Here is a 16,623-nt window from a genome sequence, read left to right on the forward strand (position 1 = left end):
GTCAGGTCGAAGCGAAGAGGGCGTCGAGCAGTTCCTTGACCACCGAGATGACGCGCGCATTGGCGGCATAGGCGCTCTGCAGCTCGGTCAGCCGCGCCATTTCATCGTCGACATTGACGCCATATTCGCTCTCCATCTGCGTGGAGATGGTGTCGAGCGTCAGCTGCCGGTTCTGCTGCTGAGTAATGGCGCTGCCGATCGTCGTGCCCTGGTAATTCAGCACCTGGTCGATCATCTGTTCGACCGTGCCATTGAGCTGATAGCGGCTGCCATTGCTGGCCGGTGCCGCGCCAGACACGAAGTTCATCGATTTGAGCTGGTCGAGGATATATTCGGGCCGCTTGGCATCCCCCAGCGTTTGGCCGATATCGGTTTGCACCAAAGCGCGGTTGTCACTGAGAATGGCCGGATTGATGGCGATCCGGGCAGCAAAGCCGAGCTTTTGTGGCGGCGTGCCATCGAGATTGTTGGTAAAGGCCGAACCACCATCCAAAAACATCGGCAGTGCCAAGGCGCCGGCCTGAGTAGCCGTCGCCGTGCTGCGGGTCGTGAGCTTGGTCACCTCGATCGTGCCGCCGCCACCGGCGAGCACCGCGATCTTGCCGGCCGATGGGCTGCTCACCGCAAGGTTCGGCAGCTTGCTCTGCAACACCGCCGCTGCCGCCGATGCGTCGCTGAGATCGACCGAGATCACGCGCTGGCCGCTGGCGTCGACATAATCCTGGCCATTGGTGCTGTTGACGACCCGCACGCGCTGCTCGACGCCGTTAACGGAATAATTCAGCAGCATGTCGTTGCCGGGCTGCAGGCTGCTGACATCGGCAACAAGGCCCTTGGCGCCGGCGCCGTTCGTCACGGCACTGCCCGGCGTCGTGATGGTGGAAAAAGCGGTCGCCATGCCGGCGGCAATCTCGTCGAGCTGGTTCTGCGCCTCGACCAGTGTCTTGTCGCGCAAGGTCACCAGCCCGGCAAGCTCGCCGCCCTGCAACACGCCCTGCTGCACGAGATCGATGGAAAGCCCGGAAGGCGTCGTCAACGTCAGCGTCCCGACCTTGCTCTCGCCCGTCGACAGGCTGGCCTGCGATGTCGCCGAAAGCGAACCGGCGGTGGTGAACTTGAACGTCGACACGCCGCTATCGAGCAGTCCCACCCCCGATCGCGTCAGCAAGGCAACGGTGCCATCAGCCCGGTAATTGGCCTGGACGTCGATCACTTCGGCGACCGAAGCCACAAGCCGGTCGCGCTGGTCGAGGAGGCTGGCGCGCGCCGTGTCCGTCATGCCCAGATCGAGCATGCGCTTGTTCACCTCGTCGAGCGACACCAGCATGGCATTGGCATCGGTGACGTTGTTGGCGATGCGGGTTTCGGTTTCCTGCCGCAGCCCTTGGATCACGCCGGAAAGTTCGTTGAGCCGCTGCGCCATCGATTGCGCCGAGGCGACCACGGTGGCGCGAGCCGAATAATCGTCCGGGCTGGTGGCCAGCGCCTGCAGCGAATTCTTGAAGCTGCCGAACATGCTGTCCAGCGAACCGGCCGATCCCGGCTTTCCCAAAACACCCTGCAGCTTGTTGAGATAGGTCGCGCTGACGCTCGCCGATGCCGTGTCCGACACCTGCCGGTTGTAATAAGTCTGAAGGCTCTGACTGAACGCGCGATCGACGCCGGCCGAGCGCGCATAGGTGCTGTTGGTCGAGTTGTAGTCGATGACATTGAGCGACTGCCGGTGATAGCCCGGTGTGCCCGAATTGGCGACGTTGCGCGACAGGATCGAGATCGAGTCCTGGTTGACCCGCAATCCCGATACAGCGTTGGATAATGATGTAACCAGACCCATTCAGCGGCCCTCTTCGCCTTGGACGGCCCGGAAGTCTCCCGGGCCGCTGACCTGATGCGCTTAGCGAACCATGTTCAGTGCTTCCTGCAGCATCTCGTCGGCGGTCGAGACGATGCGGGTGCCGGCCGAATAGGCCTGCTGGGTGATGATGAGCTTGGTGAACTCGTCCGAAATGTCGGTGTTGGAAGCTTCGAGCGCGCCACCGATAATGCCCGATCCGGAAAGATCGAAGATCGGCTCACCCGACTCCGAAGTCGTCTGGTAGACGCCGCCATCGAGGCGCTTCAGCGAATTGACGCCGTTGAACTGCGCCGTCGTCACCTGCGCCATTTCGATGCGCTCGCCATTCGAATAGGTCGCCACCACGCGCCCGCTATCGGTGATCGCCACCGACAGGAATTCGCCGGCGCCATAGCCGTTCTGGTTGAGCGTCGAGACCGTCACCGTGCCGTTGACGTCGGCGAACTGAGACACGCCATTGGTGTCGTGCTTGAGCTCGACCTCCCCGATATGAACGCCGTTGACGGTGAGATTGTTGATGACATTGCTGCCCGTCCCGGTGCCCACCATCGATCCGTTCGAGTCGAACTGGTAGTTCATCCCCGTATTGGTCCAGGCGGTCGCTGCACCCGTGGCCGTGCTGTCGGAGAGGTAGAACAGGTTCCAGGTATCAGCGCCGCCAGTCGCCGCACTGTCGACCTTGGCCCAGCGCATCTGCACGTTCACCGGCGCGCCATTGGAGGCATAGACGGTGATGGCGCCGCCCGAGATGGACTGGGCCACGAACTTGTCGGCATCGGCAGCGGTGATGTTGCCAACCTTGCCGGTAGCAGCGCCGAACGTGCCGTTGATGCCCATGGCCGACGCAGCGGTGCCGCTGATGGTTGCGGGATAATAATGGTTGTCGCCGAAGTCGATCTTGATCGAACCACCCTCGAGACGCACCCGGGCGCCAGAGGCACCCACGCCGCCATTGGCCTGGAGATCGGCCTCGATGGCGGCGAGCATCTGCGCGACCGTGCCGCCGGCATTGATCTCGACTTCGTTGGTACCCGGCGTCACGCTGCCATCGGTATCAAAGCGATAGTTGCGCGTGGTGCCGCCGACGGTGACCGTCATGGTCTGCCCGTTCTGCACCAGAAGATCGGCCGGCGTGTCGGCCACATTGGCGCTGTTGATCGCGGCAGTGGAATAAGAGCCGTTCGGAAGCCCGAAGATCTGGCCTGCCGCCGTGCCTGCCGCTCGCGTGCTGGCCAGCGAGAAGGTTGCGCTGCTTGCGGCGCCGGTGAAGACTTCCATCTTGCCGTTGCGCAGCTTGACCGTCAGGTCATTGTTGCCGGTGAGCGCCCGCAACTCGGTCTGCATCGACGCCAGCGCCGTGTTGACGTCGCCATTGGCATTGACCGTCGTGCCCGTGCCGCTGGCGGCCGCGTCCGCGGTACGCACGCCGACGGGGTAAGCCACGGACATCCGGCCGGTCGCCGAGTCGTAGGTCGCTGTCGAACCGGGAATGGCAGCCTCGATTGCACTCTTCAACCCGGCCGATGTTGCCGGCGTGGGAGCGGCAAAAGGCACGGTCGTGGTGCCGATGACCAAGGACCCGCTGCGCCGCAGGCTGCCAGGTCGCCTTCGGCAATGGAGATGGTCGTCGTCGCGGCAGTCGTCGCATCGCCAGGGGTCGCATCATAGAGCGAAACCACCTGCGACGGGCTTGCATCCGTGTCGAACCGCAAATTATAGGTTTGCCCGCCGATGCCGAAAGCCAGCACGTCGCCATCGTTGATGACGGTGCGCGCATCCGCCGTACCGACAAACGTATCGCCGCTCGCCCGCGGCGGCTGCGGGGACAGCGACGTTATGACGTTGGTGCCGGTGCGGTTGGGCACCTGCGGCGTGCCCGACACGTTCGAGAACGTCCACGGCTGCAGCATTTCGCTGTTCGGAACAGTCGCCTGTAGTTGGCCGTCTTGGGCAGCTGCGGCAGGTTGGCCTGGTAGTTGATCGTCTTGGTGACGTTGGCCGGCAGGAAGGCGTTGGACAGCTTGATGACGCTCGGCACCGAGCCGGAAATATTGCCGGTGGCCGGATCGATCGGCAGACCCTTGAGGTAATAGCCCGCGCCGTTGACCAGCAGACCATCCTTGTCGATTTCGAAATCGCCGCGGCGGGTGAAGTAGTTGGAGCCGGCAAACACCGAGTTGCCGTCCGACTGGCCGACCTTGGGCTCAACCACGAAGAAGCCGTTGGTGTTGAGCGCGATAAAGGTCTCGTTGGACGAGGTCTGGATATCGCCCTGGATATTGTTGGTGCCGCGCGACTGCGCCAGCACCGCGCCCGGCACCTGCGCCTTGAGCGGAGCATCGGGGATCAGGTCGACGAAGCTCGTTTCCATCCGCTTGTAGCCGGTGGTCTGCGAGTTCGCGATATTGCCCGAAATGTTTTCCAAGGCATGGGACTGCGCCCTTAGGCCGGTCACCGCGCTGGAAAGAGCCCCATAGATACCCATCTCAAACTCCCGAAAACCCAATTCGCCCCTGAGGCGTGTTCGGGAGCAACGATGCAAATGGAGTGCCAGATTTCAGCGCATTGATATCATTGCGTTTTTAGCAATAGCGGCAAGATGTCTCGGTAGTCAGCGGCAAAACACTCCACCCACCCGGCAGTTTCTGCCGCTCGCTTGTGAAGCGCTGGCGCATGCAGTAAATCGACGGCCACCACAGGGGCAGACTAATGCTGTTTTCCAGCGTCGATGAGTTCGTCAAAGCCAAGCGCCGCGCGGTGACCGTGTTCGGCATGGCCGGCGTTGGCAAGACGCGGCTCTCCAACATGCTGCGCGCCAATAGCTGGTTCCACTACTCCGCCGATTACCGCATCGGCACGCGCTACATGGGCGAGTTCATCGTCGACAATTTTAAGCGCGAAGCGATGAAGGTGCCGTTCCTGGCCCAGCTTCTGCGCACCGACTCGATCTATATCTCGTCCAACATCACCTTCGACAATCTCGACCCGCTCTCGACCTATCTCGGCACGCCCGGCGACACCAATCGCGGCGGCCTGCCGCTTGCCGAATATCAGCGCCGGCAGGAGCAGCATCGCGTCGCGGAGATCGCCGCCCTGCGCGACGTCCCCTATTTCATCGAGCGCGCCAAGACACTCTACGGCTACGACGATTTCATCGCCGATACCGGCGGGTCGCTGATCGAAGTCATCGATCACGCCGATCCGGACGACCCAGTGGTTTCGACGCTGACGGCCCACACCGCCCTGCTCTACATTCGCGGCACCGAAAAGGACGCGAGCGAACTGGTGAAGCGCTTCAAGCAGGCGCCCAAGCCCATGTATTACCGCCCGCCCTTTCTGGTCGAGAAATGGGCCGAGTACAAACTGATCAACGGCATCATCGACGATTGCGATGTCGACCCGGCTGGCTTCGGCGCCTGGGGTTTTGAAGCCCTGCTGCATGATCGCCTGCCACGCTACCAGGCATTGGCCGATAAGTTCGGCTATGTGGTCGAAGCCTCCGACCTCGCCACTGTCCGCGATGGGGATGAGTTCGTCGACCTGATGGCGGCGTCGATCGAGAAGCGAATGCGCTAGCGCGGCCTTTCGAGGTTCGCGCCTGCTTGAATCGCTTTCTCGCTTTCCCCAGCTAAGGCTCCATCATGCCTATCAGAATTCCCGACAATCTGCCCGCCCGTAAGACGCTCGAACAAGAGGGCGTCTATGTCATGGATTCCTCTCGCGCATCGCGTCAGGACATCCGCCCGCTCGAGTTCGGCCTTCTTAACCTGATGCCCAACAAGGAGCGCACCGAAACCCAGTTCTCCCGGTTGATCGGCGCCACGCCGCTCCAGATCAACCTGACCCTGGTGCGCGTCTCGGACCATCAGTCCAAGAACACCTCCGAGGATTACCTCAAGACCTTCTACCAGACCTGGGCCGAGGTGAAGGAGCGCAAGTTCGACGGCTTCATCGTCACCGGTGCGCCGATTGCCAACATTCCATTCGAGGACGTTCGCTATTGGCCGGAAATGCTGGAAATCATGGAGTGGACGCGCACCAATGTGCACCACACCATGTTCATCTGCTGGGGGCCCAGGCGGCGCTGCACCATTTCCACGGCGCTAAACGCTACCGCATGGACAAAAAGGCCTTCGGCGTCTTCCGGCACCGGATCACTGCCCCGCGCTCGCCCTATCTGCGCGGCCTCTCCGATAGCCCCATGGTCCCCGTCTCGCGCTACAACGACATCGATCGCACCACCCTGGGCGACAATCTCGAAGTCATGATCGACAATCCTGACGTTGGCGTCTGCATGCTGGGCGAGAAGGACGACCGCGCCGTCTATTTTCTCAACCATCTCGAATACGACAACCGCTCGCTTGCCGACGAATACGAGCGCGACCGGGCCGCAGGCCTCGACACGCCTCCCCCGTCAACCTCTTCCCCAATGGCGACACCAGCGCGGACCCCGAAAACCGCTGGCGCAGTCACGCCCACTTGTTGTTCCAGAACTGGATCAACGAGATCTACCAAACCACGCCCTATCGCTTGGAAGAGATCGGGCGCTCCTCAGGTTAGCAGCTTCAGTAGCCCTCATCCTGAGGTGCGAAGCGCAGCGAAGCCTCGAAGGACGAGGGCGTGGCACATTTGATCATCCCACCCTTGATCGTCACCCTCCGGCTTGACCCGAGGGCACTACACCTGCTGCCTTGAGTCAGTGCAACGCCCTCGGGTCAAGCCCGAGGGTGACGTGCAGAGATAGACGGATGCTGGGTGCTGACCCTTTGCAAAGCCTGACCTAGTCCCTACGTTGAAGGGGTAACAGAGGACACCACGTGCCCAACCCGCCGACGACCATCGCCGACGAATTCGGCATTGCCCTCGCCAACCTCGCTGACAGCGCCACCGGCCTCCTGACCCCTACCCTGCGTCTGGGCGTCACTGGCCTCAGCCGCGCCGGCAAGACCATCTTCATCACCGCCCTGGTCCATAACCTGCTTACTCAAGGCCGCTTGCCCGGTTTCGCGCCGCTCGCCGAAGGCCGCTTCATCGGGGCCCGGCTCGCCGAATATCCCGACGCTACCATCCCGCGCTTCGCGTATGAGCAGCACTTGGCCTCGCTCACCGCCAACCCACCCACCTGGCCCGAAGGCACCCGCCGCATTTCGCAGTTGCGGATCGTGCTTCGCTTCCAGTCCGCCAAGTGGTGGTCCGGCATGCGCGGACCGGCAACGCTCAACCTCGACATTGTCGACTATCCCGGCGAATGGCTGCTCGACCTGCCCCTGCTTGGCCTTTCCTTTGCCGAATGGAGCGCCGAGGCGCTGGATCGCGCTGGCCAGCCCGGCCACGCTGCCGAAGCTGAAGACTTCCTGCGCGAGCTGGAAAAGACCGACGCCACCAAGCCCGCCACCGATCCTGATGCCGAGCGGCTGGCCCTGGCATTCACCACCTATCTTCGCCGCAGCCGCGAACACGGCGCGCTCTCCACGCTACCGCCCGGCCGCTTTCTTCTGCCCGGCGATCTCGAAGGCTCCCCGGCGTTGACCTTCGCCCCGCTTCCGCTTGCCGCCGCACGCCATGGCAGCCTTTATGCCATGCTCGAAAACCGCTTCGAGGCCTATAAGGACCGCGTCGTGCGCCCCTTCTTCCGCGACCATTTTGCCCGCCTCGACCGGCAGGTGGTGCTGGTCGATACGCTGCGTGCGCTTAACACCGGCCCAGCCGCCGTTGCCGACCTCGAGACGGCGCTGACCTCGGTGCTTGCCTGCTTCCGCCAGGGCGAAGCCAATCCCCTGCTCCGCCCCTTCTCCCGTCGTATCGACCGCATCCTCTTTGCCGCGACCAAGGCCGATCACGTGCATCACACCAGTCACGACCGGCTGGAGGCCATTCTCAATCGCCTCGTCGCCAGCGCCAGCAAGCGCGCCCGCTTCGCCGGTGCGGAAGCTGAATCCATGGCGATCTCCGGCATTCGTGCCACCAGCGAAGGCACGATCCGCGAGGGCGGGCAAACCCTGCCCACCCTGATCGGCACGCCACTCGCAGGCGAGACGCTGGAAGGCCAGACCTACGATGGTAAAACCGAAATCGCATTGTTTCCCGGTGACTTGCCGGAACGCCCGGATTCAGTTTTCGAAGACGGCACCCCCGTAGCGCTCAACTTCCTCCGCTTCGCACCGCCACAGCGGCTCGAGCGCATCGCGACCGGCGATATCGTCCTGCCGCATATCCGGCTTGACCGAGCGCTCGATTACCTCATCGGAGACTGGATGGCATGAAGCCGATCGCCCGCCCTACCGGCACCGTCTCCGAGCCCGCTGAAGCAACGCGCGCCCCGCGCGCCTTCACGCCCGACCGCGCCGAGATCGTCGAAACCGTCTTTGAACCGGAAGCGGAACCTGACCTCGTCGCGCCCCCGCCCCGCCGCATGGGCGGCTTTGGCAAGCTCCTGTGGACCACTGGCGGCATCTTGGTCTCCGCCGCTCTCGGTCTCGCAGCCGATCGCCTCATCCGCGATCTCTTCGCCACCAACGAGTACTTGGGCATCCTCGGGCTCGCCGTCCTCGGCCTATTCGTCCTGGCCGTCATTGCCCTCGTCGCTCGCGAAATCTTCGCGCTGCGCCGCCTCCGTGTCCTCGACAGCCTCAAGGAGGAAGCCGCCCGCGCTAGCATCGACAATGACCGCAAGCGTGCAGGCACCGTCACCGATCAGCTCACCACCATCTATGCCGGTCGCGCCGATCTCGCTCGCGCCCGCGAAACGTTGACAGGTCACCTGCCCAACCTCTTCGACGGCACTGAAGTCATCACTCTCGCCGAGCGCACCCTGATGGCGCCCCTCGACGCCTGCGCCAAAGCCTTGACCGCCGCCTCTGCCCGTCGCGTTGCCCTCGTCACCGCCGTCTCGCCGCGCGCGCTGATCGACGTCGCCTTCGTCATCTACGAAAGCGTCCGCCTCGCCGGCGCCATCGCTGCGCTTTATGGCGCTCGCCCCGGCTTCTTCGGCTTCTGGCGCCTCGCCGGCTCCGTGCTTGCGCATCTGGCCGTAACCGGCGGCCTCGTCCTCACCGATGGCATCGTCGAGCAACTGGTCGGCCAGGGCCTTGCCGCCAAACTCTCCGCCCGCCTCGGCGAAGGCGTCGTCAACGGCCTCATGACCGTCCGCGTCGGCATCGCCGCTATGCGCGTCGTCCGCCCCCTGCCCTTCGACACAATGCCGCAACCCACAGTCCGGGATTTCATCCCCGAACTGGTCAAGGTCACGCAGGACGCCGCCAAATAGCTAGGCCGCAAGGCGCATCTGCTCCATGCCGACAAAGCTCTCGAGCTGCGGCTTGGCAAAATAATAGCCCTGGAACAGCGCAATCCCCGCAGCCTTGAGCGTCATCATCTCGGCCTCGGTCTCGACACCCTCGGCCAGCACCACGATATCGAGCTGCTGCGCGATGCCGACGATGCCCGCGATGATCGCCTGCCGTGCCGCCGAGCTATCGATGCCGCGCAGCAATTCCATGTCGATCTTGATGAGGTTGGGCTGGAATTTTGCCAGCAGCCCGAGCCCCGCATAGCCGGCGCCGAAATCGTCCAGTGCAGTCATGAAGCCCATGCGCTTATATTCGGCAACGATATTGGCCACATGATCGGCATCGCTCATGCGCTCGTTCTCGGTGAACTCGAACATCAACCGCCGCGGGTTGAACTGCGTCTTGGCGGCAGCAGCCAGCGTCGCGCGGATACAGGCACGCGGCTCGTAAACGGCATTGGGCATGAAGTTGATCGACAGCCGAGCCATGGACGACGCCGGCAGCTTGGTCCCCGCCAGCTCGATCGCCTTGACCCGGCAGGCCTGGTCGAACACGTAGCGGTTGGCTTCGGTCACTTCGGAGAGGATCGAATAGGCCCCCTGCCCCTCGGTGCCGCGTACCAGCGCCTCGTAGCCCCAGATCTCGTGGGCGACGACGTCGACAATCGGCTGGAACGCCATGGTGAAGGCGACGGGAAATTCTTGCCCGTCTTTGCAGGCCTGGCAGGAGACGGACGCCATGACTTAACCTATGTTAGTATGGGAAAAAGCGAAATGTCCCCATTCTGCGTCCATAGGTTTTAATACGCAGCTAAGATCGCGATCACATCAGTCCTTGGCAGCACTCGGCGCCAGCGTGAGCGCCAGCCCGTCCAGGGCGTCAGAGCACAAGATCTGGCACGACAGCCGCGAGTTGGATTTGACGTCCCCGACGCTGTCGAGCATGTCTTCTTCCTCGTCGCTCGGTGCGCCCACCGCGTCGAGCCAGTCGCCATCGACATAGACATGGCACGTCGCGCAGCTCAGCGCCCCGCCGCACTCGGCCTTGATGTTGAGCCCCAGTCGCGAATGACCTCCATCACGCGCCAGCCCTCGAGCCCCTCGAGCTCATGCTTTTCGCCAGCCTGGTCCGTGACATTGATCTCATCATAAGGCGCTCCTCAACAGCGCGATGGGGATAGCGTTGTTGCCATGTGACTGCAAGGCACATCGCTCCCAATACCACCGGCTGTCATCCCCGCGAAGGCGGGGCTCCATCCTGAGATCTCAAGATGGGCCCCGGCCTTCGCCGGGGTGACAATCGAGTGTGTGGTAAGCCCTCAAGCGACCCCGAGCTTCTTCTGCAGCTTGGTCGAGCTCGTGGTATACTGGAACACCACCCGCTCACCCGGCGAAATGATGGCCTTCGCCGCCTGCGCCATCAGCGCGGCTTCATGGAAGCCGGAGAGGATCAGCTTGAGCTTGCCCGGATAATAGTTGATGTCGCCGATGGCAAAGATGCCGGGCACCGAGGTCTCGAACTTTTCCGTATCGACGACGATCGTGTTGTCGTTCAGCTCCAACCCCCAGTCAGCCACCGGACCGAGCTTCATGGTGAGCCCAAAGAACGGCAAAAGTCGCGTCGCCGGGATGGACAGATCGCCCGCATCGGTGGTGAGATGAACGTGGTTGATCTGGCCGTTCTCGCCATCGAGCTTGGCCACCTGGCCGAGCTGGAAGTTGACCTTCCCGTCCGCCACCAGTTCCTTCATCTTGTTGACCGAAGCCGGCGCCGCCTTGAACGCGTCGCGGCGATGCACCAGCGTCAGCGTCCGCACGATCGGCTCGAGGTTCAACGTCCAGTCCAGCGCCGAGTCGCCACCCCCGACGATCACCACGTCCTGGTCCTTGAAGTCGTCCATCTTGCGGACGGCATAAAACACCGACTTGTTCTCGAACTGCTCGATCTCCGGCACCGGCGGACGCTTGGGCTGGAACGAGCCGCCGCCAGCCGCGATTACAACGACCTTGGTGTAGAAGGTCTCGTCCGCATCGGTCTGCAGCTTGAACGTGCCGTCTTCGAGCTTTTCCAGCGAATTGACCATGCGCGAGAAGTGAAATTCGGGCGAAAACGGCGCGATCTGCGCCATGAGGTTATCGGTCAGCTGCTGGCCGGTCACCACGGGGAACCCCGGGATGTCATAGATCGGCTTTTCCGGGTAAAGCTCGGCACACTGCCCGCCCGCGCGGTCGAGAATATCGATGAAGTGGCATTTGATATCGAGCAGGCCGAGTTCGAAAGCCGCGAACAGACCGCAGGGGCCCGCGCCGATGACGACGACGTCGGTGGTGATCTCAGTGCTCATTCAATCTCAATCCGTTGACCGCAGGACCGGTGCCCTGCGGCGAAATATGACTAGTGCGATCCGATTATATCAGGAGACGCGGCGAAGAAAGGGGCGCGTGCCCAGCGGGATTTCGGTAACGCCGACCGGCTGGTAGAACACGGCCACTTCCGGCAAGCGGTTTTCGATCAGCGCCTGCCGGGTCGGCTCATGAACCACCACCAAAGCGTTGAAGCCGCAACGGCGCATCAGCGGAATCTGATCCTGCAGTACATCGCCCACAGCCCTGACCTCGCCGGCGAACTTGTAGCGCTCGGCCAAAAGCCGCGCCGTCGAATATCCGCGCCCGTCCGAGAAAGCCGGGAAGCGGATGGCGATCGATGCGAAGCGCGAAAGGTTGGCTTCCGCATCCTCGATCTTCTCTCCGGGTGACACCAGCAGGCCAAGCGGGTGCGGGTTCGCCAGGAACTCGGCGCGATTGGCCAAAAACACCGGCAGCGGCACATGCACATAGCGCGCTTCGGACGGGTTGGTGCCCTCTTCCCAGTCACGGAACGGGTCGGCGATGAAGGCGCCATCTTTCCAGAGCGTGTGGCGGTTGGCGGCAGTCATCGGGTTGGCGATCGCTCCACTGAAATCGTAATGGATGCCGCACTCTTTCTTGTTAAGACCGCGCCACCGTCCGGCGCGCGGATCTTCGCCCTCGGCAACGATCGAGGTGCAGGGCGCGCAGCCAATGGACTTGTAGCCTTTGGCATAGAGCGGATGCTCGGGCAAGTTATGCTTCTGGCGGTATTCGATGACGTCGGCGTCGGAAAAATAGGCTAGCGGATTGACCTTTATGCGATCGTCGCTCGTCAGCTCGAAATGCGGCAGCACGCCACGTTCCACCGTCTGGTAGCGCTTGCGCCCCGTCACCCAGCCACCATATTGCTCGGTCACCGGCTCCAGCGGCTCGGTCTTGCGGATATGGCAGCAGGAGTCCGGATCGGTTTCCCAAAGATCGCCATTGGGGTCGAAGCGCGCCACGTCATTGGGGTTCGGATGAATGGCATGGACGTTGATCAGCCCGAACTGGCGCTTCAGCGTTTCGACATAGTCCAGCGTCTCGCGGAAATGCTTGCCCGTTTCGAGGAAGTAGACCGGCATCGACGGATCGACCTGCGCCACCATATGGAGCAACACCGCCGAGTCGGCGCCAAAGGACGAGACGATCGCCAGATCCCCTGGCAGCACATCGCTCACAGCATAGCGCAGCACGCCAACGGCATCCATTTCATCGAACATGCCATTGAGCGCCAGGATCCCCAGTGCCTTGAGCTTGTCATGCGCCGCCTGAGCTGGTGCGAGTTTAGGCAGTCCCATAGAGGGCCTCCTTGAACGGAGCTTCGCCCAAACGGCGATAAGCCTCGAGGAATGTCTCCCCCTCGCCCTGCCGCTGCGCGATATAGAAATCGACGAGTTTCTCGATCGCGCCCGGCACCTGGTCCGCCTCGAAGCCCGGCCCGATGATCTTGCCCACCGAGGCATGCTCGGTGGCGTCGCCACCCAGCGTAATCTGGTAGAGCTCGCCGCCCTTCTTCTCGACACCCAAGATACCGATATGGCCCACATGGTGGTGCCCACAGGCATTGATGCAGCCGGAAATCTTGATCTTGAGATCGCCGATCTGCTTTTGCCGCTCAGGTGAAGCAAACTTGTGCGAAATCTCCTGCGCGATCGGGATCGAGCGGGCATTCGCCAAAGCGCAGAAGTCGAGCCCCGGGCAGCAAATCATGTCGGTGATGAGGTTGTTGTTGCCCTCGGCCAGCCCGTTGGCCACCAGCACGTCGTAGACGGCGCGCAGGTCCCTGACCGCCACATGCGGCAAGACCAGGTTCTGCTCATGCGTCACGCGCAACTCATCGTATGAGAACTGCTCGGCCAAGTCCGCCACGACATCCATCTGCACATCGGTCGCATCGCCCGGCGCGCCGCCAACCGGCTTCAGCGAAACCGTAACCGATGAGTAACCGGACACGCGATGCGGATGCAGGTTGTTGTCGAGCCAGCGGCCAAACGCCGGATCGATGATCGACTCGTAGGCCACATCGATCTTGTCGTCCGATCGATCGGCGAAATCGGGCGGCGCGAAATAGGCGGTGATCCGGTCGAGCTCTTCCTGTGGCAACGTCAGCACGCCGCCGCGCACTTCGGCGAACTCGGCTTCCACCTGCCCCTTGATCGACTCCAGCCCTTCCTCATGAACCAGGATCTTGATGCGCGCCTTGTACTTGTTGTCCCGACGGCCATAGCGGTTGTAAACCCGCATGATGCTTTCAAGATAAGCCAACAGGTGTTCATGCGGCACGAAGCTGTTGATCAGCTTGGCGATCATCGGCGTGCGGCCTAGCCCACCACCGACCCAAACCTCCCAGCCGGTTTCGCCCGACGCGTTCACTGCGGCCTGCAGGCCGATATCGTGGAAGCGGATAGCCGCGCGATCGTTCGGCGAGCCGGTAATCGCAATCTTGAATTTGCGCGGCAGGTAGGAAAATTCAGGATGAAGGCTCGACCACTGCCGGATAATTTCGGCCACCGGGCGCGGATCGATGATCTCGTCTGCGGCCGCACCGGCAAACTGGTCGGTCGTCACGTTACGGATGCAGTTGCCCGACGTCTGGATCGCGTGCATCTCGACGCTCGCCAGCTCTTCAAGAATGACCGGAATGTCCTTGAGCTTGGGCCAGTTAAACTGAATGTTCTGCCGCGTCGTGAAGTGGCCATAGCCGCGGTCATAGGTCCGCGCGATATGAGCAAGCTTTCGCATCTGCTTGCTCGACAGCGTGCCATAGGGCACGGCAATGCGCAGCATATAGGCGTGCAACTGCAGATAAAGCCCATTCATCAGCCGCAGTGGCCGGAACTGGTCTTCGCTCAGTTCGCCTGAAATGCGTCGTTTGACCTGGTCGGCAAACTGCGCAGTGCGGCCCATGACAAAGGCCGCGTCAAACTCGTCATATCGATACATGCCCGTCGTCTTCCAGATGCTGGCGGTCGTACGCCTGCCCATTGAGAGTAAGGGGAGCGGTGGGGCCCGCCGCCCTGATGCGTTCGCGCAGGCGCTTGGGCACGATCGTGCCGCCGGCCTGTTCAACTTCTTCGATTTCGAGGCTGATAACCCGCCCCGTCGCCTTGGTGGCGGCCAGCGCGGCATCGCGCTCCACCGTCTCTTCCTTGGCAAACAGGCGCGCAGCCTGAAGGTCCTCGACCCAATTGTTGCTGCCGTCGAGGTAAACCGTGGCGCCCGAGATCAGCTCGTTGCCGGTAAGAATTTCCATTAAGCGACCCTAAAATTTTCGGCGGCCACCGCCGCAGCATTGGCCCAGTCGCCATGAGCGACCGCCCGGCCAACCAGAATGACGGCGGGACCATCGACGAAATCGACCGCACCGGAAGCGAGCCCGCCCAGCGTTCCGGCATAGCTCGTGCTGTTCATGCGCCCGGCATTGACCACGATGCCGATCGGCAGGTCGGCCGGCGCACCATGCTCGACGAGGCGTCCGGCAACTTCGGCAGCAATGGCCTTGCCCATGTAAAGCGCCAGCGTCAGGCCTGACTGCGCCAAGGCGGCCCAATGGACGATATCGCTGTCGTCAGCGCCATGCGCCGTCGCCATCACGAAGCCGCTCGACACCGCCCGCAGCGTCACCGGCGTTGCCGTATCGGCCGCAGCCGCCAGCGCCGCGCTGACGCCCGGCACGATCTCATACTGCAGCCCGGCTTTGCGCAAAGCTTCGATCTCTTCGCCAGCCCTCCCGAACACCATCGGATCGCCCGACTTGAGCCGCGCCACGCGTTTGCCCTCGCCCGCGAGCCTAACGATCAGCGTATTGATCTGCGCCTGCGAAAACGAATGATGCCCCCGCGCTTTCCCGACGCAAATCTGCTCGGCATCGCGCCGCCCCATCTGCACCACGGCAGACGGCACGAGCTGGTCATGAACGATCACATCGGCCTGCTGCAGCAAGCGCTGCGCGCGCAGCGTCAGCAGATCCTCAGCACCCGGTCCGGCGCCGATCAGCCAAACCACGCCCTGCCCCGCGCCATGTTCGACATGCTGCATCAGGAGCGCTTCGGCATCGACATGGGGCCGGCCGACCAGATCCTCATAAAAGCGCCGCCGCGCCGCACCATCGTGAATCAGGCTCTCAACCTTGTGGCGTAACCCACCGGCAAGACCTGCGATTTTGCCCAGCCCTGGAGCAAGCAGCGCCTCGATCTGCGCCCGCACCAGCCGCGCCAGCACCGGGGCATCGCCTTCTGTCGAAATCGCGACGGTCAGCGGCGCACGATCGACGATCGACGGCGTATAAAAATCGCACTCGGCCGGAACGTCGACGACGTTGAGCGGAATGCCCAACCGTCGCGCTTCGCTCTTGGCCAGCTCGCCACTGGCACTTTCCTCGGCAACGAAGACGAGCGCAGCCCCCACTACGTCCGATGCGTTCAGACTTCGTTCATGGACGATAGCCTGGACCCCCGAGAAGTCGGCCTCGATGTGCTGTGAATAAATCTCTATCTGAGCAGTAGTCTTAGCAACCAACCGGACCTTGTTCAGGGCCTCATCGTCGCCGCCGACGATGATGATACGCTTGCCCTTGACTTTGAAGCTCAACGGAAAGGTGTTGAGAAGTCTCATGGTGTCCTACGGTCAGAGATGGGGGAACCTACGCAAATCCGCCTGTGGCAACAATGCCTTGCGCCCTAATAGCGTCTATATTCCCCCTGCCGCGGCGCGTCGGCAAAAAATTCCGTCCAAGTCATATCCCGCGCAACAGCGGCGCTAGCCCTGGCGCTTCGGCACCCGCACCACAAGCCCATCCAGCGCATCCCGCACCTTGATCTGGCACGACAAACGGCTCGAATCCTCGACGTCGAAGGCAAAATCGAGCATGTCCTCCTCCATGTTCGACGGCCCTCCCACCACCTCGCGCCACTCGGGCTCAATATAGACGTGGCACGTCGCGCAGGTGCAGGCGCCACCGCATTCGGCGATAATGCCCGGCACCGCATTCATGATCGCGGTTTCCATCACCGTCGAGCCGTTCTCCGCAACGGTTTCGATGCGTTCGTCGCTGGCCGTGATGAAGGTGATCTTGGTCATGAAGGAGCCT

At 62.6% G+C, this 16,623-nt stretch carries 14 protein-coding genes and 2 pseudogenes; 4 read left to right on the top strand and 12 right to left on the bottom strand.

Translation table 11 applies throughout. From position 1 onward, the window contains the following. Window position 1 precedes the first annotated feature (1 nt). The 4 genes from flgK to G5575_RS10165 all read right to left on the bottom strand — a co-directional run bounded on the left by flgK (window position 2) and on the right by G5575_RS10165 (window position 4,340). Window positions 2-1,834 (bottom strand): flagellar hook-associated protein FlgK, encoded by a 1,833-nt coding sequence (gene flgK, locus G5575_RS10150; RefSeq protein ID WP_164534212.1) that lies wholly within the window; start codon window positions 1,832-1,834, stop codon window positions 2-4. A 60-nt stretch (window positions 1,835-1,894) separates the two neighbouring features. Beyond that, window positions 1,895-3,304: a flagellar hook-basal body complex protein gene (locus tag G5575_RS10155; protein WP_164534213.1), complete on the bottom strand. Its 1,410-nt coding sequence runs from the start codon at window positions 3,302-3,304 to the stop codon at window positions 1,895-1,897. Window positions 3,305-3,366: 62 nt separating this feature from the next. Then, window positions 3,367-3,738 (bottom strand): hypothetical protein, encoded by a 372-nt coding sequence (locus tag G5575_RS10160; RefSeq protein WP_164534214.1) that lies wholly within the window; start codon window positions 3,736-3,738, stop codon window positions 3,367-3,369. Continuing rightward, complete coding sequence (locus tag G5575_RS10165; protein ID WP_164534215.1) at window positions 3,690-4,340, bottom strand: flagellar hook-basal body complex protein; 651 nt, start codon at window positions 4,338-4,340, stop codon at window positions 3,690-3,692. The genes G5575_RS10160 and G5575_RS10165 overlap by 49 nt, the downstream gene beginning before the upstream one ends. A gap of 224 nt (window positions 4,341-4,564) precedes the next feature. On the opposite strand from G5575_RS10165, the gene G5575_RS10170 reads away from it, so the two are divergent. The 4 genes and pseudogenes from G5575_RS10170 to G5575_RS10185 all read left to right on the top strand — a co-directional run bounded on the left by G5575_RS10170 (window position 4,565) and on the right by G5575_RS10185 (window position 9,122). Next, complete coding sequence (locus G5575_RS10170; protein WP_164534216.1) at window positions 4,565-5,431, top strand: ATPase; 867 nt, start codon at window positions 4,565-4,567, stop codon at window positions 5,429-5,431. Window positions 5,432-5,496: 65 nt separating this feature from the next. Further along, window positions 5,497-6,415, top strand: a pseudogene (locus tag G5575_RS10175) (homoserine O-succinyltransferase). Between the two features lie 257 nt (window positions 6,416-6,672). Beyond that, window positions 6,673-8,118 (top strand): YcjX family GTP-binding protein, encoded by a 1,446-nt coding sequence (locus tag G5575_RS10180; protein ID WP_164534217.1) that lies wholly within the window; start codon window positions 6,673-6,675, stop codon window positions 8,116-8,118. Further along, on the top strand, window positions 8,115-9,122 hold the full coding sequence (locus G5575_RS10185; protein ID WP_164534218.1) for a YcjF family protein: 1,008 nt from the start codon (window positions 8,115-8,117) through the stop codon (window positions 9,120-9,122). Before G5575_RS10180 ends, G5575_RS10185 begins: the two co-directional genes overlap by 4 nt. Here G5575_RS10185 and G5575_RS10190 read toward each other — a convergent pair whose 3' ends face one another. The 8 genes and pseudogenes from G5575_RS10190 to G5575_RS10225 all read right to left on the bottom strand — a co-directional run bounded on the left by G5575_RS10190 (window position 9,123) and on the right by G5575_RS10225 (window position 16,613). Beyond that, window positions 9,123-9,884: an EAL domain-containing protein gene (locus G5575_RS10190; protein WP_164534219.1), complete on the bottom strand. Its 762-nt coding sequence runs from the start codon at window positions 9,882-9,884 to the stop codon at window positions 9,123-9,125. A gap of 87 nt (window positions 9,885-9,971) precedes the next feature. Next, window positions 9,972-10,285, bottom strand: a pseudogene (locus tag G5575_RS10195) (2Fe-2S iron-sulfur cluster-binding protein). A 177-nt stretch (window positions 10,286-10,462) separates the two neighbouring features. After that, window positions 10,463-11,488 (bottom strand): NAD(P)/FAD-dependent oxidoreductase, encoded by a 1,026-nt coding sequence (locus tag G5575_RS10200; RefSeq protein WP_164534220.1) that lies wholly within the window; start codon window positions 11,486-11,488, stop codon window positions 10,463-10,465. A gap of 69 nt (window positions 11,489-11,557) precedes the next feature. Further along, the gene (locus tag G5575_RS10205; RefSeq protein ID WP_164534221.1) at window positions 11,558-12,832 is read right to left on the bottom strand and encodes a phosphoadenylyl-sulfate reductase; all 1,275 of its coding nucleotides are present in this window, start codon (window positions 12,830-12,832) and stop codon (window positions 11,558-11,560) included. Next, window positions 12,819-14,477 (bottom strand): nitrite/sulfite reductase, encoded by a 1,659-nt coding sequence (locus G5575_RS10210; RefSeq protein WP_164534222.1) that lies wholly within the window; start codon window positions 14,475-14,477, stop codon window positions 12,819-12,821. Before G5575_RS10210 ends, G5575_RS10205 begins: the two co-directional genes overlap by 14 nt. After that, on the bottom strand, window positions 14,464-14,787 hold the full coding sequence (locus tag G5575_RS10215; protein WP_164534223.1) for a DUF2849 domain-containing protein: 324 nt from the start codon (window positions 14,785-14,787) through the stop codon (window positions 14,464-14,466). Before G5575_RS10215 ends, G5575_RS10210 begins: the two co-directional genes overlap by 14 nt. Then, window positions 14,787-16,148 (bottom strand): siroheme synthase CysG, encoded by a 1,362-nt coding sequence (gene cysG, locus G5575_RS10220; RefSeq protein ID WP_164534224.1) that lies wholly within the window; start codon window positions 16,146-16,148, stop codon window positions 14,787-14,789. The genes G5575_RS10215 and cysG overlap by 1 nt, the downstream gene beginning before the upstream one ends. A gap of 144 nt (window positions 16,149-16,292) precedes the next feature. Beyond that, the gene (locus tag G5575_RS10225) at window positions 16,293-16,613 is read right to left on the bottom strand and encodes a 2Fe-2S iron-sulfur cluster-binding protein (protein ID WP_164534225.1); all 321 of its coding nucleotides are present in this window, start codon (window positions 16,611-16,613) and stop codon (window positions 16,293-16,295) included. Window positions 16,614-16,623 lie beyond the last annotated feature (10 nt).

It is taken from the genome of Devosia aurantiaca, assembly GCF_011058215.1.
Lineage (GTDB): Bacteria > Pseudomonadota > Alphaproteobacteria > Rhizobiales > Devosiaceae > Devosia > Devosia aurantiaca.

Excerpts from the sequence above, each read along its gene's own strand:
- cysG (WP_164534224.1), bottom strand. The coding sequence starts at position 16,148 with ATGAGACTTCTCAACACCTTTCCGTTGAGCTTCAAAGTCAAGGGCAAG.
- G5575_RS10155 (WP_164534213.1), bottom strand. The coding sequence starts at position 3,304 with ATGTCCGTGGCTTACCCCGTCGGCGTGCGTACCGCGGACGCGGCCGCC.
- G5575_RS10200 (WP_164534220.1), bottom strand. The coding sequence starts at position 11,488 with ATGAGCACTGAGATCACCACCGACGTCGTCGTCATCGGCGCGGGCCCC.
- G5575_RS10185 (WP_164534218.1), top strand. The coding sequence starts at position 8,115 with ATGAAGCCGATCGCCCGCCCTACCGGCACCGTCTCCGAGCCCGCTGAA.
- G5575_RS10165 (WP_164534215.1), bottom strand. The coding sequence starts at position 4,340 with ATGGGTATCTATGGGGCTCTTTCCAGCGCGGTGACCGGCCTAAGGGCG.
- G5575_RS10170 (WP_164534216.1), top strand. The coding sequence starts at position 4,565 with ATGCTGTTTTCCAGCGTCGATGAGTTCGTCAAAGCCAAGCGCCGCGCG.
- G5575_RS10205 (WP_164534221.1), bottom strand. The coding sequence starts at position 12,832 with ATGGGACTGCCTAAACTCGCACCAGCTCAGGCGGCGCATGACAAGCTC.
- G5575_RS10225 (WP_164534225.1), bottom strand. The coding sequence starts at position 16,613 with ATGACCAAGATCACCTTCATCACGGCCAGCGACGAACGCATCGAAACC.
- G5575_RS10210 (WP_164534222.1), bottom strand. The coding sequence starts at position 14,477 with ATGTATCGATATGACGAGTTTGACGCGGCCTTTGTCATGGGCCGCACT.
- flgK (WP_164534212.1), bottom strand. The coding sequence starts at position 1,834 with ATGGGTCTGGTTACATCATTATCCAACGCTGTATCGGGATTGCGGGTC.
- G5575_RS10190 (WP_164534219.1), bottom strand. The coding sequence starts at position 9,884 with ATGGCGTCCGTCTCCTGCCAGGCCTGCAAAGACGGGCAAGAATTTCCC.
- G5575_RS10215 (WP_164534223.1), bottom strand. The coding sequence starts at position 14,787 with ATGGAAATTCTTACCGGCAACGAGCTGATCTCGGGCGCCACGGTTTAC.